Consider the following 15,408-nt stretch of genomic DNA (forward strand, 5'->3'; position numbering starts at 1 on the left):
GCTCCGGTATAGAGTATGGGGGCATGAGCAGTTACACAATTTAAATTACAGCCTCGGGTCAGTAGGATCCCGGCGACTTTTGTCCTTCTATAATTACCTTCAGATACAACCAACCCAGCTACATGTTGATAGTAACATTCAGTTGGAATTTTAGTTATATAAACTCTACGGGTATCCCTCTGAACATTGTGTAAAAACAAAAGTTGGTGGCACTTGCCGGTGCATACCAATGGCGGTTACTTCGTATTTGTAAGTGACGATAATCACGGTGTGCATATCATTTTTAATCGCTGGAACTCACAATCGTTAATTAATCCTGAATGCTTGGACTTCGCATTGCAGGGAAGTCCAAGTATTGAGCTAATTGTTGTAGAGTTCATATATTGCACGACTGATTACTGAATCTCTGGCTTGTTCAGCGGACCTCTTACAGCTTGGCTTGACGAGGCCAAAAAAAGTTGATAACTGACTTCCAAAGCTTGCCGACCAGATCTTTATTGGATCTTGAGGCTGACTGCACAATGTTTTGGTGCAACTCTTTTTCAGAATCAGTAAAGTCCTTCCTGTATTTTTCCTCAATTTGGGCGTAGCTCAACCCTTTTGCCTTCATAAACCAAGATAAAAATTGGCCGAGATACGATATCTTTTCTTTGGTTTTTACCAGTTCATGATTCCTTTGTAATACGGCACCTTCGCCGAGCATTTCCCAAATTCCAGCTTCAATTTTCTGCGTGTGGTCAGCACTGAGCTGCTTGCCTCTAACGGCCTCTTCAAACATATCCTTCGCCAAGGCGGCGGCATTATCTGGCATGTTTGTGAGTGGAGGTGAGTATTCCTCCTTTCTGTTTTTGTAATCCTGGAGAGTCGCTTGCAGAACATAAATTGCAGATGCCGCAATAATTAGTATTTTCATGGTTGGGAACTCCGTAGTTGTTGTGCGATTCCAAAATAATTGTTGTCTTTTGAACTCAAGCTGAATGCACGACTGTTTTAGAGGTTCTAAGTGCCCTATACATTAGATAATTGCATGTCCACTTAAATACTTTATGCGCTTTACGTATTTCCCGGTAGTTCTCATAGAATACTTTGGCGTGAGTGGCCTTGCTTTGCCCCATCTTGTCGTTGTAATAGCATTAAATAAACTAAATTCCGGAGTTTGACAGGTGATATCAGGGTATTTCCACTTGTGTCAAAATAAATTTAATTATTGCGCCGAAGCGCAGATTTTTTTGGGGTTGTTGCTTACAGTTTATCGTTGGGGGGCAGGTGGTCGATGATGAGGGTGTGGCGCTACAATATGTTTGTAGTCGCAGTCTGTGTGGCTCCCACAGTAAAATAAAGGTTGGGTTTTGCCAGTATGAGTTTTCAATTTTCTTTGTTAAGCAAAGGGTGCCCGTACTGATGAAAACTGTTTAGGCAATACCCTTAGTGTAGTAGTCTGGGTTTTCTGAGCTGATGAAAAAGCCGGAGGGCCTCTTCATCAGTTTTATCAGTAGGTTGGGACTTATTTGACCTTGTGCAGCGCACACAATTTATTGCCGGCGGGGTCGCGCAAGTAAGCAAGGTAAATTGGGCCGATTACGCTCTCGCGAATGCCGGGGGGCTCTTCACAGCTAGTGCCACCATTGGCTATACCGGCGGCATGCCAGGCATCGGCTTCCTCGGGGCTACTTACGTTAAAGCCAATGGTGCTGCCGTTACCATGACAAGCCGGCTCACCATCAATTGGCTTGCTAATGGCAAAGGTGCCGGTGTCATTAAAGTAAAAGTAGCGTCCCTTGTCATCCAGTACGCCCGTTTTATAGCCAAGAGCCTTGAACGTAGCATCATAAAATGCTCTCGATACCTCGATTTCGTTCGCCCCAACCATGATATGACTATACATTATCGCCGCCTTAAGTTAGTTCGCTAGGTGTCAGGGAATTCTATAGGATCAAGCCGAAAGATCAATCATCGGGCGTCTAACGACTAAGTCTAATCACCGGCAATCGTGTTTGGAATTGTAAAATATTGATAGGGATCCAAGATTTCCAGGCAGTGAGTACCTGTCTGGCGTGTTTTGGCGGGCGCGTTGAAGTGGTTAGACGTGCCAATTTGTTGTGACGAAACTTGAATAATAAGTTTAGCCACAGGAGTACGTTCATCAAGGGTGGTTATTTCTGGGACTGATGATAGATTGATTTGCATGGCAGTTGGATAATGCAATTTCCTAGGGCTGGATGCTGGCGGTTATTCGAGGGTTGTGTCTGCGCGTGGGAAAAATTAAAAGATATATTTGTTGGGTTGCTGGATAGATCGTGTTCGAAGGATTTTTCTTCTCAAAGTTAATTTTTTGGGTGACTTATTTTGCTCGGTGACAGCCGGCCATTCCTTTAGATATTTTGTCTGTCTAGAGGCTTAGTTTAGCAAGAAGATTTTGGGTGCATAACTGCTTGTTATTTGGGGTGGAATTCTTGAGCGCTTAATCGTTTAGTGGGGGGGTGCTGGTATAAGAATCTAATAAGATAGGCTGAGTATAATTTTTGTTTTGTTGAAGCCGATATGAATGTAGGGGATATCTCAGAGGTTAAGTCGTAGAGTAAGTTTCCAACAAGATTAGAGCGTGAGTGAATGCTATAAAAGAGTGTCGCTGTTAGAACTTGATTGTTGTAGTAGGAAATCCGAAAACACTCAAAAAAATTAACGGTATGGTTTGGCAGTGAGACTTGAGGGGTTAGTGATTTTGCGATTGAAAAGAATGAATTTTGTGTTTATATACCCATGTTTGGAGCCATTGAAGGCCTAAATTGGGGTACTTATACGGCATGGTTCTGTATGAGATAACCAAGCAAAGAAGAAAATCCGTTGAAAACAAATACGGTATGGATCTCTCAAGTCCTCACTGATAGCCAGGTATAATTGTCAGGAAAATCTCAAAAAATCCAGTCAGAGAGCGAATCGAAATAGTTGACAATATTAAGTATGAAATTTGCTTTGTTGCTGGTTGGTTGCAATATGCCGCTTGGTGTGGCAACAATATTGCGGGTCAATGTGAGAATGAAAAGGAATTCTGATGAAAGCGTATAGGAATTTATTGTTGATCGTTGCGATAGTGGTATTAGGGGGTTGTGCCTCATATACGACACCGGGGGGTGGTGTCCACCTGAGTAAACTCGCTGATGCTGATATTAACGAACTAATGTCTAAAGAGCCTGCAGCGCCTTTCCCTGCAAATATCTCAGTCGCGCGTGTTCAAGCTCCGGGTTACCAGTCATACCGAGTGAATAGTTTTGGTACGGGTCGCTATAGTGTTGTTACTACTCGGGATGTCGAAACGGAAAGCGATTTTATCAAGCTATCTATGCTCCCTGAAGTCTCCAAAGTAGCTCCGTTGAATAGAATCCTGTTGCCAACCAACTTGGATTCAGTACGCTCACTCCGTGAGGCTTCAGCGCGTTTGAAGGCAGATATTCTATTAGTGTATACATTCGACACGTCTTTTCATGCCGGGGAGCAAAAGTTTGCACCGTTAAATGTTATCTCATTGGGATTTCTGAAGAATAAGGATATCACTGTCACAACAACTGTTTCAGCTGCATTTTTTGATGTGCGCACAGAGTATCTTTTTGGTATTTCCGAAGCTACGGCAAGAGAGCGCAAGAGCGCTAGCGTTTGGAGCACCTCAGACGCGGTTGATGACTTGCGTGTAGCCACAGAGAAGGCGGCGTTTCAAGATTTGTTGCCGGAGATCGAAAAAACATGGGCTGGAATTCTGGCTCAGTATGCGGATGCAGGCGCTCAATAGGTGATTGCGATTCAGTCTTTTCATTAAATTATCAATGGAATCCCTCTGCGTATCGCTAAATTTCACCGTAGAGATGTAGCAATGGGTACAAATCAGCGCCTGTACCGGCATTGGCGCTGATCGATGTATCTTTGTTGTTATCCCTGGTTATCTAATAGTTGGTCCAACGGGAGCTCTGTGCGGTAACGCACCTGTTTGAGGGAGAAGCTACTTTTTATATGGTCGATACCGGGCAGTTCTGTGAGTTTTTTATCGAGGAATTCCTGATAGGCCTGTAGGTTGGGGACTACGACGCGCAGCAGATAATCAAAGTCACCGGTCATCAGATAGCATTCCATCACTTCAGGCCATTGGCCGATAACAGACTCAAAATCCTGTAGTTCTTTTTTGACCTGATGGTTAAGGGTCACCTGTATAAATACGCTAACAGGCAGCCCGACTTTTTCCGGCTCTAAAAGGGTGACTGCGCGCTTGATAAAGCCCTGCTCATTCAGGTTCTTAACCCGACGTGAGCATGGAGAAGGGGAGAGGCAGACTTTTTCTGCCAGCTCGATATTAGGAATGGTGGCATCCTGTTGCAGGATCTCCAAGATTTTTTTATCGATGGCATCCAGTAAATAGGCCATGGTTATATTCCGTATCTCATCTCTCTGAACGTACGCCGGGATCGCCGGCTGCGGGTCATCAACTTGACGATAAAGTAAACCTTCCTGATTGACTCCAGTAAGTTGTGCGCATTGTGTACATTGATTTATGTCGGTTTGTAATAGCGGCGTTTCCTTGTGCCGCAGAGTTTTTGTGAGACCTTCTCTATTTTTATATTTCCTGCCCCGTGGACCTCTTGTCCCCGGCAGTGGTATCTGCCGAGCCTAGCGTAGTTGCAACCTGATGAGACTGATATCCCCTGACCAGTTTCAATAGTTCTGTCACATTGACCAGAGACCTCAAAGATGGATGCAGGCGCTCAAGGCACGTGTCTGAGTAGAGGGCACCAGAACAGGGCATCGCTTTTCTGTTACATCCCCCAAAATACCGCATTTTGAGTGATTTGTTGCCGGCAGTTGGCCATCTTTAGCGAGTTATGTCGGTATTATGCCTGAGTTGGGTTAATTTTGGTATGACCTGCTCAGCTGGGCAGTGTTAATTTTAGCGCTATTAAACAGCTTGGGTCCGTCCTGTTGTGAATCGAGAGATGTTGCGAATATTTGAGCGACATGTCATGGATGGCGGGATCACGAGCAAAAAAGCAATAACGATAAAATAGGTGGTACCCATGGCAATGGTCGAAGGCGATCAAGAATTGGGCTTTGATAGCGAGTATTCACTTAAGGCGGCATTTACCCGCGAATCCGGCCGTGTTTTCCTGACTGGGATCGACGCCTTGGTTCGCTTGCCTGTAATGCAGAAGCGCATGGACGAATTAGCCGGGCTCAACACTGCCGGTTTTATTTCTGGTTATCGCGGCTCTCCGCTGGGTGGATATGATCAGAGCCTTTGGCGGCATAAGAAGTTGCTTGCTGAGCGGGAAATCCACTTTGAGCCGGGCATCAACGAAGATCTGGGCGCCACCAATATTTGGGGCACCCAGCTGCTGGATCACTATCGCCAGCAAGCGACCAAAGAAGGTGTTTTTGCTATTTGGTATGGCAAAGGGCACGGAGTGGATCGCACTGCGGACGTATTTCGTCAGGCAAATGTCCAGGGTACTTCCAAGTTAGGCGGAGTGCTGGCGCTGTGTGGCGATGACCATACGGCGGAATCCTCAATGTTTTCCCACAATACGGACCAGATTTTTGAATCGGTCATGATGCCGTTGATATTCCCGGCTTCAATTGATGAATATCTGACCTTGGGTTTGGCAGGTATCGCAATGTCGCGTTACTCGGGTCTGTGGGTCGGCTTTAAGGCGATAACCGAAACTGTCGAGGCGGGCGCTTCACTGATCGTGCCACAGTTACCCCAGTTTACGATTCCTGCTGATTTCCCGGTTCCCGCGCACGGCCTGAATTATGATCCTCACCTGAACTGGCCAGCAGAGCGCCTTGAGTACGAGCGGAGGATGTTGGAAGAGCGTCTCCCCGCCGCCCGAGCTTTTGCCTATGCCAATCGGTTGGACAAAACTACCTACCAGGCAGAGCAAAAGCGTTTTGGCATAGTGACCGTGGGCAAAGCCCACGGTGATTTGCTGGAGGCTTTGAAGCTGCTTAACCTATCAGAAACCGACCTCAATGCCGCAGGTATTTCCATTTATAAGGTCGCTATGTCCTGGCCCCTGGAGCCCCGAGGTATTGGGGAGTTTTCCAAGGGTATGGAGCGCCTTTTGGTGGTGGAGGAAAAGCGTCCTTTAGTGGAAGATCAGCTAAAGAACCAACTCTACGGTTGGGACGATAGAGACCGCCCCAAAGTCGTGGGTAAAAAGGACCTGGATGGCAATGACTTGTTGCCGGCCGTTTGGGGCTTCGGTCCCGATCAAGTCGCCAAAGCGATTGCACGCTGGCTGGCAGATACTGATCTGGCCGCCAAACTGATCCCCTTGGCGGAAAAGCTGGGTGGCAATATTCCTGGCAAAGCCCAGGGGTTGCTCGCCCGTGAGCCCATCTTCTGTGCGGGTTGCCCTCATAATACTTCCACAAAGCTGCCAGAAGGCAGCCTCGGCAGTGCCGGTATCGGCTGTCATATTATGGCTTTGGGCAAGGGATTGAAGACTGATACCTATTCCCATATGGGTGGGGAAGGCGCTCATTGGGTGGGGCTGCATCGTTTCTCCAGTGCCGAGCATATTTTCCAGAATATGGGCGATGGAACTTACAACCACTCGGGTTTGTTGGCGATTCGCCAGGCGGTGGCCAGCCAGGTCAATATCACTTACAAAATTTTGCTCAATGACGCCGTGGCGATGACCGGTGGGCAGCCTGTCGATGGCGAAGTGAGTGCACCCTCTCTGGCCGCACAACTGTTGGCGGAAGGGGTCGGGGAAGTGGTTCTCCTGACCGAGAACCCGGATCACTGGCGCGAACATCGAAGCGAGTTGCCGGCGGCTGTAAAAATTCTGCCTCGCTCCGAACTGGATACCGTTCAGCGCCGCCTGCGGGAGACCGCTGGAGTTACGGCCATTATTTATGAGCAGGTTTGTGCGGCGGAGAAGCGTCGCCGCCGCAAAAAAAAGCAGTTGGTCGATCCATCGCAGCGATTGCTGATCAACCATCGGGTTTGTGAAGGTTGTGGTGATTGTAGCGTACAGTCCAGCTGCATTGCCGTAGAGCCCCTGGAAACGCCGCTTGGGCGCAAGCGCCAGATTAACCAATCCAGTTGTAATAAGGATTTGCGCTGTGCCGACGGGTTTTGCCCCAGTTTTGTCACTGTCGAAGGGGGGGAGTTGAAAAAGCCCCCGGTGCAATCCCTGGCCGATGCCCTGGATATGGCGATTGCGGGTTTACCTTCGGCGTCGGTAGCTCCGCTGGCACAGCCCTTGAATATTCTGGTTGCCGGTATTGGTGGTAGTGGCGTACTCACTGTGGCGGCCCTGTTGGGCATGGCTGCACACCTCGAAAAAAAGGGCAGTACCACGTTGTACTTTACCGGCCTCTCACAGAAAAATGGCGCGGTGGTGGCCCATGTGAAAGTGGGGCAGAGTCCAGAGGCGATCACCACTGCACGAATCCGCGATGGTGCGGCACAGCTGTTGCTTGGCTGTGACATGGTGACTGCCGCTGGTCAGAGGACTAAGTTTGCCACTGGTGAGATGCGCGCCCTGGTCAATACGGCAGAGGTGCCGGTGGCCGCATTTGTACGTAATAACGATCTGGCATTTCCCGCTGATGACACCCAGCGGAGTATCGAATCCCTGTGTGCGGATTACTTTGCTTTCGATGCCAATAAGTACGCCCAGGCGTTGTTTGGTGACACGGTCTCCAGCAACCTAATGATGATGGGTTTTGCCTGTCAGAAAGGATTGCTGCCGATCGGTGAAGCGGCTTTGGAGCGTGCTATTGAGCTCAATGACGTCGCTGTGGAAAACAATCTGCGTGCTTTCCGCGCGGGCCGCTTACTGGCTGAAAATCCCAGGACCATTGAGCAGCTGGCAGTGCCTGCCAAGCCGGTGAAACTGGTGGAGCCAGAGGAAACGGTGGAGCAGTTGTTGGAGCGCCTCGCTGGAGAGCTTTGCGAATATCAAAACTCGACTTATGCGGCGCAATTTACCCGCCGTATGGCCGTTTTGCTCAAGTCGGAAACAGCCCTGCCAGCGTCTCGCGGCGAGCTAACCCGGGTTGCGGCACGCAGTTTGTATAAAGCGATGGCCTACAAGGATGAGTACGAGGTGGCTCGTCTCTACAGTGGTGAAGATTTCCAGCGGCAGCTCAGTGAAACGTTCAGCGGCGATTACACCCTGAAATTTCATATGGCACCGCCGGTATTGGCGCGGCCTGACAGTAGCGGACGGGTACGCAAGATACAATTTGGCCCCTGGGTGGGCAAGCTGATGCCACTGCTGGCACGGGGCAAAGTCCTGCGTGGCACCGTGCTGGATATCTTCGGTTACACCCAAGAGCGCCGTGCAGAGCGGCAGTGGTCGCTGCAGGTAGCCCAGGCGGTCGATGCGGTATCGGCACGGCTCACTATCGGCAATCTTGCCGCTGCACAGGCGCTTCTTGAAATTCCCCTGCAGGTACGCGGCTACGGTCATGTGCGGGAAGAGAAGTTCGCCGCGGTCAGCAAGCGCTGGGAGGAGCTGTCAGCCCTGTTTGTTGAACAGGGAGAGGAGCCGGCTTCCATGGCGGCGTCATAACGCCGCTACCGTGCTTTGTATCAGTGTCAGCCCGGATGAAACGGGATCAGGCGGTTTAGCAGCCAGCCGTTGACACCGGTTAGCGCCACCGGCGCCTGTACCGCAGAAAAACACAGGCACTCTTGATCTTCCGTCACTGTGGGGCGGTGTACTTCACCGGGCTCGCGCAGTAGGAAATCACCGCGCCCATAGACACCATTGCTATCGGAGAAACGGCCGTAGAGGACCAGAGTAAGCTCTGCGCCCCGGTGGTCGTGTTCGGCGACTTTGCCCCCGCAGCTCAGTCGGTGGAAGCTCACTTCATATTTGTCCTGCCCGGTGCTGAGGCGGCACATTTTCAGCGCCGGCGTGATGCTCTTCCATTTGATTGGGGGGTTTTTCGCCAGCAGTTTGTGCACCACTGGGGGGGCGTCGTTTAGCAGTGGCTCTGATATTTTAGGTCTGTCAGCCGCCGTATTTCCCTTAGGGGCTGGACTCTGGTCAATTCTGCCCATCAATTGTTCAAAGGCATTCTCCTTCAGGCTTTGTTCAGTGCAGTTTTCCAAAATTGAACCGCCAAGGGTATTCATGGTGTGGTACTGAGCGCGGCACTCCGTACACATCTGAACATGGGCTGCCACGATCAGGTTAGGGCCTTCTGGCAGACTGCCCACTGTGTATTCCAGCAGCATATTTTTGTCGGGGTGGTGGCGAATCATACGATATCTACTTAGCCAACCTTGCTTGTAGCTTCTTCAGTGCCAATCGAACGCGGGATTTAACCGTACCGAGTGGCAACGCCAATTCTGTGGAGATCTCGCTATGAGATTTTCCCTCCATGTACGCTTTTTCTAGAACGTGGCTCTGCTCCGTTGGTAGGCTGTGCAGGCTCTCTGCGATTTCCCGCTCATTGCGCCTTCTCTGCAAGAATATCAGTGGCTGGTGCTCCGGTGTTTCATCCCAAACATCCACCGCCTCAATGATGTCTGCGCTTTTATGGCGTCCACTGCGGCGCAACATATCGATTCGGGTGTTGCGCATAATTGTGAAAATCCAAGTGCTGGCGGAGGCTCTGCTGGCATCGAAGCTGGGCGCCTTGCGCCAGACTTTAAGTAGGGTTTCCTGTACCAGTTCATCGGCGGCCTCGGCACTGATTGCCTGGGTGGTACGGTTGTGGTGAAACCCTTTAATCAGTGGCGCAAAGTGGCGAAATAATTGCTCGAAGGCCTGTCGGTCGCGCTCGTGCCCCACTTTCGTGAGCAGGGTACTCCAATCCTGGTTTTCTCTCTGAAGCAGTTTCACCGGATTTGTTTCGCTGTTGGGGTGGGTTCTATGCGCCATATTAGCGGTCTTTGCGTGTTTGTCGATGCTATTGCCCCACAATGGGTACTAACAGGCTTTAAGTAGGAGCCCAGAGCGGTACGTTCATGTACCGCAAGATGCGCCAGGCGATCAGGCAAGACTTCCCGGTTGCCTGCTAACTATTTACGTGGGCAGGAGCCAACTGGACTACTTGGGAGTGGTTTTTACTTACCGGTGATCCACCCGAAGGCCATTGGCGTACTAATTTACAGCGAGAATATTCAGGGAAGCGATGATGAGTGCGTTGATCGAGGAGCTAAACGAGTATTACCGCGATTTCCTGATGCAGGACCCCGGAAGTTTGGGCGCATTTTATAGTGACAACATTGTTTTTTGTGACCCGCTGCATCGGATTGAGGGGTTGCCTGCTCTGAAGAGTTATTTTGCCGGGATGAGCAGGGGGCTGGCGCAGTGCCGGTTCCAATTTGATGATCAGCCGGTGCTAGGGCAAGGCAACGCCTGCTTGTCGTGGAAAATGCACTATCGCCACAAGTGGCTCAAGGGTGGGCACCCATTACAGCTGCGCGGTTGCAGTCTGCTGCGCTATGCCGACAAGATCCATTACCACGAAGATTTTTATGATATGGGCGCTATGGTTTACGAGCAGATTCCATTGCTGGGATCCTGCATCGGATTGATTAAATCGCGACTGGAGCGTAGTTGAGTGTCCTTGGATATTCGTGAAAAAACGCTCTGGGTCACTGGCGCCAGTTCGGGTATAGGGCGTGCATTGGTGCTGCGCCTGGCGAAGCAAAATAATTTTGTGATTGCCAGCAGTCGGCGTTTCGATGCGCTGGTAGAATTACAAAAAACAGCACCTAATCACATCCAAATTCTGGACTGTGATCTCAGCGATGATCAGGAGGTGCAGGCGTTACCTCAGCGGCTAGCAGACCTGACCGATCATCTGGATATGGTGGTTGCCTGTGCCGGTACCTGTGAGTATGACAATGACCTTCAGTTGGATCTTGCTATGTACCGACGGGTGTTCGATGCCAACTTTTTCGCTTTGATTAATACCTTGCGCTGTGCGCTGCCGCTGCTGGCTGCCAGTCGCAAGCCTGTATTTGCAGCGCTCGGCAGTCTGTCATCGGTAGTGCCCTTTCCTCGTGCTGAGGCCTATGGTAGTTCAAAAGCCGCACTGGCATATTTTCTGGAATCGGTTCGAGCGGATACAAGCCTCACCCCTCTGCGAGTGGTGCATATTCGGCCGGGGTTCGTAGCTACTCGCCTTACTCAGGGCAATGATTTCGGGATGCCCTTTTTAATGAGCCCGGAACAGGCAGCAGAGCATATTGAGCGCGGACTTTGTGGGGCCGGGCACACCATTGATTTTCCTCGGCGGCTCAGTTGGCCCCTACGGTTTCTGGGCTTTTTTAGCACATTGTGGTTTCGCTTTTTCGCACCCAAAATGACAAGAATCCGTGCGCTGAGGAAGAGTTGATGCGAATTGCTATTGTTGGCAGCGGTATTGCTGGTCTTACCGCCGCCTACCTTTTGAATCGCAAGTACGATATCACCCTGTTTGAAGCGCAGGCCCGCCTGGGGGGGCACACCGCCACAGTGGATGTTGATACCGGTGACCAATCCCTCCAAATTGATACCGGTTTTATTGTTTACAACGATTGGACTTACCCTAACTTTATCCGTTTACTCAACGAACTGGGCGTTCAAACGCAACCCACTTCCATGGGGTTCAGTGTGCGTTGTGACCAGGAGGGGTTTGAGTACGCGGGTAATAACCTGAACAGCCTTTTTGCACAGCGCACTAACTTGGTTAGTGCCGGGCACTGGCGGATGCTGTGGGATATTGTGCGTTTCAATCGCAGTGCTTTGCGGGATTGGCGGGAAGGGCGTCTGAGCGACACGCTGACTCTAGGTGAATACCTGCCCGCTAATGGCTATTCATCGGAGTTCGCCAACCGCTATTTAGTGCCGATGGGATCGGCGATCTGGTCAGCCAGTGTGGCGCAGATGTTGGAGTTCTCTGTCAGCTTCTTTGTGCGTTTCTTCTTTAATCACGGCTTACTCAATCTGGTGCGGCGTCCACAGTGGCGGGTTATCAAGGGGGGATCTCGTGAATATATTGAGCCCTTAAGCGCATCCTTTGCAGACCGCATACGCCTCGCTACTCCTGTGACGGCGGTGCAGCGGTCTCGGCAAAGTGTGAGGGTGCGAACAGCCACCGGAGAAGAGCTTGCGTTTGATGCGGTTGTGTTTGCCTGTCACTCGGATCAGGCGTTGGCAACTTTGGCAGATCCCAGTGGTAGTGAGCAGGCACTCCTCAGCGCCATCCCCTACGCCAATAATACTGCGGTTCTACACACAGATACCTCTTTGCTTCCCTGCCACCGTCGCAGTTGGTCCAGTTGGAACTACCAGCTGCGCAACGAACAGGATGCGCTGCCGGTTCTGACATATAACATGAATATACTGCAGAGGTTATCCGCGGAAAAAACCTATTGCGTTACTCTAAATGCTGAAGAACGTATAGACCCCAAGGCGGTCCTCGGTCGTTTTGAGTATGCCCACCCGCAGTTTTCTGTAGCCGGGACTCGGGCTCAGCAGCAATGGGATAGTATTAACGGTGTCAATCGCACTTGGTTCTGCGGTGCTTATTGGGCAAATGGATTTCATGAAGATGGCGTGAGTAGTGCAGTGCGAGTTGCCCAGGGGTTGGGAGTTGGCTGGTAAGGAAGCCGATGCGATGAAAAGTGCAATTTATACGGGTTGGTTAGAGCATCGCCGATTTTCGCCTCGGGCGCATCAGTTCCGCTATCAGGTGTTTATGATGTATGTGGACCTGTCAGAAGTTGACAGCCTCTGCCAGCTATCCCCCTTTTGGTCTTCCCGCCGCTTGGCACTTGCCCGCTTTAAGCGCGCCGACTTTTTCGGTGATCAATCGATAAACCTGGATACTGCGGTTCGCCAACGTGTCGAAGAAGAAACTGGAGAACAACCAAAAGGGCCTATTCGGCTATTGGCCAACTGGCGCTATTTTGGTTACAACATGAACCCCATCAGTGTTTACTACTGCTTTGACATCGAAGGTGAACATGTCGACTGGTTATTGTTGGATATCCATAACACACCTTGGAAAGAGCGGCACAGCTACGTTCTTGATTGTCGAAACAATATCAAATTACAAAAAGCAACCTTCGAAAAAACCTTTCACGTTTCTCCTTTTATGCCAATGGCCCAAGGTTATCACTGGCGAGGCACTAAACCGGGAGAAAAATTGACGGCCTATTTGCAAAACTTTGAAACGAATGCCGCTGATACTGAGGAGAGTAATCGTCCGATGTTTGATGCAACTCTGCGATTACATCGCCGAAAAATTAGCGCTGCGGCCCTAAACTCGATATTGATCCAGTATCCACTGATGACCCTGAAAGTGATAGCTATCATCTACTGGCAAGCGCTCAAGTTATGGGTCAAGCGTGTACCGGTCTTTTCGCACCCTCGCGATGGCGCAGAGGTTGAGACAGGAGATAAACAACGGTGAGAGTAATTCAAGGAGCAGGGCAGGCATCGGCCTCTAAATTTAAGCCAGTCTCTCAATCGTGGCTTGTTCGTTTGGCGCGTAAATTGGTGCTGGATAAACTGAAGGGTATTGAGCGGGGCCACCTTTTGGTGGAGGAGGGTGAGCACAGCTATAGCTTTGGACAGGCGCAGGAGCAGGCCGAGATATCGGCGCAGATTTGTGTTCACGACCCAATTAGTTACTTACAGGTATTATTAAATGGCACCATTGGATCAGGCGAAGCTTATATGCAGGGTGCCTGGACATCTGATAGTCCGGTTGATGTCATTCGCCTCATGGTGGATAACATGGAATTGGTTGAAGGTATCGATAGCCGTTGGAGCTACCTGCCACGTTTGGGGTTGCGGTGGCTGCATCAGCTAAAAGTCAACCATCGCGATGGTTCACGAAAAAATATTTCAGCTCATTACGATCTTGGCAATGATTTTTTTCAATTGTTTCTCGACAGAACCATGCTGTATTCATCTGCGGTCTACCCGTCTGCAGATGCCATCTTATATCAAGCATCCAATTACAAGATGGATTTGATTTGCCGAAAATTACAGTTAAAAGCGACCGATCACTTGCTGGAGATTGGTGCAGGTTGGGGAGCGATGGCGATTCATGCAGCAAAGTACTTTGGATGTAAAGTGACCACCACCACCATATCCCAGAAACAATTTGACTATGCGCGGCAGTGGGTGAAATATGAGGGCCTCGAAGGCCAGATAACCCTATTGCTGCAGGATTATCGGGAATTACGGGGCAAGTACGATAAAATTGTATCGATTGAAATGGTGGAGGCGGTAGGCCATGAATTCCATAAGACATTTTTTGCCGGCTGTAGCGAACTATTGAAAGAGGATGGCTTGATGTTAATGCAGGCCATTACAATTCGCGACCAACGTTACCAGCAGTACCGTAAAGAAGTTGATTTTATTCAGCGTTATATTTTTCCCGGTGGTTGCCTTCCCTCTATTCAAGTGGTCGCAAATCATATTGGTACTTCAACGGACATGCAGATAGTGGGTTTGGAAGATATTACCGCCCATTACGCTCGAACCATAAATGACTGGCGCGCTGCGTTTTTTGATAGAATTGGCAAAGTACGCGACTTGGGGTTTGATGAGTGCTTTGTTCGCATGTGGGATTTCTACCTGTGCTACTGCGAAGCCGGATTTTTACAAAGAGTAATCGGCACAGTGCAGTTTGTTTTTGCCAAACCCCGGTATCTTGGCGGCTTTTAATATGTGGCGGCTGATCGTCAATGCCTTACTCTTTGATATCGCTTGGCCACTGTGCGTAATTGTGGCTAAGGCATGGCTGATTATTCCCTTTACAATATTGAATTTATTGATACACCTCAAGTTCGTAGCCAATTTACATGGGGAACCACTGTGGCTGGCTTGTATATTATTTTGGGGTGTGAGCATAGACTCAGTGCTTTTTCATCTGGGGGTGTTACGCAATGAGAGCGGCTCTCCGTGGCCACCTTTATGGCTGATATTTTTGTGGTTGAATTTTGCTATGACCTTGCGATATAGCTTGGTCTTTCTACAAAAAAATCTGTGGTTGGCTGCCATCTTAGGTGGATTTTTTGGCCCTTTTAGCTATTTTACGGGCGCACTCCTAAATGGCACGGTTGAATTGCACCAGCCCCTATGGCAATCCCTGGGAATACTCTGTGTGATATGGGCGGTCATTCTGCCCGCGTTTGCCTTTGAGGCTAAAAAAAATCGTCAGAAAGAAGAGCGCACTTGAATGTACTACAGCATCGTCTATCCCAGTCCCTGATGTTGATTAGGGTTTGACTTGCAGTAATTACTAAGCAGCTTGGTCTCTAGCTAAGGAAAGGCTCTTCCATTCAGTTTTAACCCGCCCTTTATATGGTCTATTAATCGGGGTGCGAGCCGCGACCTGAGAGTTATAACCGAATCTGGTGTTTGAGGGTTTGAAAGAAAGTAGCGTATCTGG

At 49.8% G+C, this 15,408-nt stretch carries 13 protein-coding genes; 8 read left to right on the forward strand and 5 right to left on the reverse strand.

Annotated elements, in window-relative coordinates; all coding sequences use genetic code 11:
* Positions 1–427 precede the first annotated feature (427 nt).
* Entirely contained in the window at positions 428–913 is a 486-nt protein-coding gene (locus tag MO867_RS17020) for a hypothetical protein (RefSeq protein WP_252471342.1), read from the reverse strand.
* Between the two features lie 591 nt (positions 914–1,504).
* Positions 1,505–1,885, reverse strand: a complete 381-nt coding sequence (locus MO867_RS17025) for a VOC family protein (RefSeq protein WP_252471344.1) — start codon at positions 1,883–1,885, stop codon at positions 1,505–1,507.
* A 1,167-nt stretch (positions 1,886–3,052) separates the two neighbouring features.
* On the opposite strand from MO867_RS17025, the gene MO867_RS17030 reads away from it, so the two are divergent.
* A complete protein-coding gene (locus MO867_RS17030; RefSeq protein WP_252471347.1) occupies positions 3,053–3,784 on the forward strand; it encodes a hypothetical protein in 732 nt (243 codons plus the stop codon).
* Positions 3,785–3,921: 137 nt separating this feature from the next.
* Here MO867_RS17030 and MO867_RS17035 read toward each other — a convergent pair whose 3' ends face one another.
* On the reverse strand, positions 3,922–4,410 hold the full coding sequence (locus tag MO867_RS17035; RefSeq protein WP_252471350.1) for an Lrp/AsnC family transcriptional regulator: 489 nt from the start codon (positions 4,408–4,410) through the stop codon (positions 3,922–3,924).
* 647 nt (positions 4,411–5,057) lie between these two features.
* Between MO867_RS17035 and MO867_RS17040 the strand changes: the two genes are divergently transcribed.
* Positions 5,058–8,570 carry an indolepyruvate ferredoxin oxidoreductase family protein gene (locus MO867_RS17040; protein WP_252471352.1) on the forward strand — a complete coding sequence of 1,171 codons (3,513 nt, stop codon included), beginning with the start codon at positions 5,058–5,060 and terminating at the stop codon, positions 8,568–8,570.
* Between the two features lie 26 nt (positions 8,571–8,596).
* Here the strand turns inward: MO867_RS17040 and MO867_RS17045 are convergent, their stop codons facing one another.
* Positions 8,597–9,268, reverse strand: coding sequence for a ChrR family anti-sigma-E factor (locus MO867_RS17045; protein ID WP_252471354.1), 672 nt, complete (start codon positions 9,266–9,268; stop codon positions 8,597–8,599).
* A 7-nt stretch (positions 9,269–9,275) separates the two neighbouring features.
* The gene (locus MO867_RS17050) at positions 9,276–9,890 is read right to left on the reverse strand and encodes a sigma-70 family RNA polymerase sigma factor (protein WP_252471356.1); all 615 of its coding nucleotides are present in this window, start codon (positions 9,888–9,890) and stop codon (positions 9,276–9,278) included.
* Positions 9,891–10,146: 256 nt separating this feature from the next.
* On the opposite strand from MO867_RS17050, the gene MO867_RS17055 reads away from it, so the two are divergent.
* Genes MO867_RS17055 through MO867_RS24080 form a run of 6 tightly spaced genes read left to right on the forward strand, consistent with a single transcriptional unit; the run spans position 10,147 to position 15,195 of the window.
* On the forward strand, positions 10,147–10,575 hold the full coding sequence (locus MO867_RS17055; protein WP_252471359.1) for a nuclear transport factor 2 family protein: 429 nt from the start codon (positions 10,147–10,149) through the stop codon (positions 10,573–10,575).
* Positions 10,576–11,355 (forward strand): SDR family NAD(P)-dependent oxidoreductase, encoded by a 780-nt coding sequence (locus tag MO867_RS17060; protein ID WP_252471361.1) that lies wholly within the window; start codon positions 10,576–10,578, stop codon positions 11,353–11,355.
* Entirely contained in the window at positions 11,355–12,605 is a 1,251-nt protein-coding gene (locus MO867_RS17065) for an NAD(P)/FAD-dependent oxidoreductase (RefSeq protein ID WP_252471364.1), read from the forward strand. Before MO867_RS17060 ends, MO867_RS17065 begins: the two co-directional genes overlap by 1 nt.
* The gene (locus MO867_RS17070; protein WP_252471366.1) at positions 12,595–13,416 is read left to right on the forward strand and encodes a DUF1365 domain-containing protein; all 822 of its coding nucleotides are present in this window, start codon (positions 12,595–12,597) and stop codon (positions 13,414–13,416) included. Before MO867_RS17065 ends, MO867_RS17070 begins: the two co-directional genes overlap by 11 nt.
* Positions 13,413–14,681, forward strand: coding sequence for an SAM-dependent methyltransferase (locus MO867_RS17075; protein WP_252471368.1), 1,269 nt, complete (start codon positions 13,413–13,415; stop codon positions 14,679–14,681). Before MO867_RS17070 ends, MO867_RS17075 begins: the two co-directional genes overlap by 4 nt.
* A gap of 1 nt (position 14,682) precedes the next feature.
* A complete protein-coding gene (locus MO867_RS24080) occupies positions 14,683–15,195 on the forward strand; it encodes a DUF2878 domain-containing protein (protein ID WP_373565903.1) in 513 nt (170 codons plus the stop codon).
* Positions 15,196–15,408: the final 213 nt, after the last annotated feature.

It is taken from the genome of Microbulbifer okhotskensis (assembly GCF_023895975.1).
Lineage (GTDB): Bacteria > Pseudomonadota > Gammaproteobacteria > Pseudomonadales > Cellvibrionaceae > Microbulbifer > Microbulbifer okhotskensis.

Bases quoted from the DNA above. Each gene is read 5' to 3' on its own strand.
- MO867_RS17020 (WP_252471342.1), bottom strand. From the start codon at position 913: ATGAAAATACTAATTATTGCGGCATCTGCAATTTATGTTCTGCAAGCG.
- MO867_RS17025 (WP_252471344.1), bottom strand. From the start codon at position 1,885: ATGTATAGTCATATCATGGTTGGGGCGAACGAAATCGAGGTATCGAGA.
- MO867_RS17030 (WP_252471347.1), top strand. From the start codon at position 3,053: ATGAAAGCGTATAGGAATTTATTGTTGATCGTTGCGATAGTGGTATTA.
- MO867_RS17035 (WP_252471350.1), bottom strand. From the start codon at position 4,410: ATGGCCTATTTACTGGATGCCATCGATAAAAAAATCTTGGAGATCCTG.
- MO867_RS17040 (WP_252471352.1), top strand. From the start codon at position 5,058: ATGGCAATGGTCGAAGGCGATCAAGAATTGGGCTTTGATAGCGAGTAT.
- MO867_RS17045 (WP_252471354.1), bottom strand. From the start codon at position 9,268: ATGATTCGCCACCACCCCGACAAAAATATGCTGCTGGAATACACAGTG.
- MO867_RS17050 (WP_252471356.1), bottom strand. From the start codon at position 9,890: ATGGCGCATAGAACCCACCCCAACAGCGAAACAAATCCGGTGAAACTG.
- MO867_RS17055 (WP_252471359.1), top strand. From the start codon at position 10,147: ATGAGTGCGTTGATCGAGGAGCTAAACGAGTATTACCGCGATTTCCTG.
- MO867_RS17065 (WP_252471364.1), top strand. From the start codon at position 11,355: ATGCGAATTGCTATTGTTGGCAGCGGTATTGCTGGTCTTACCGCCGCC.
- MO867_RS24080 (WP_373565903.1), top strand. From the start codon at position 14,683: ATGTGGCGGCTGATCGTCAATGCCTTACTCTTTGATATCGCTTGGCCA.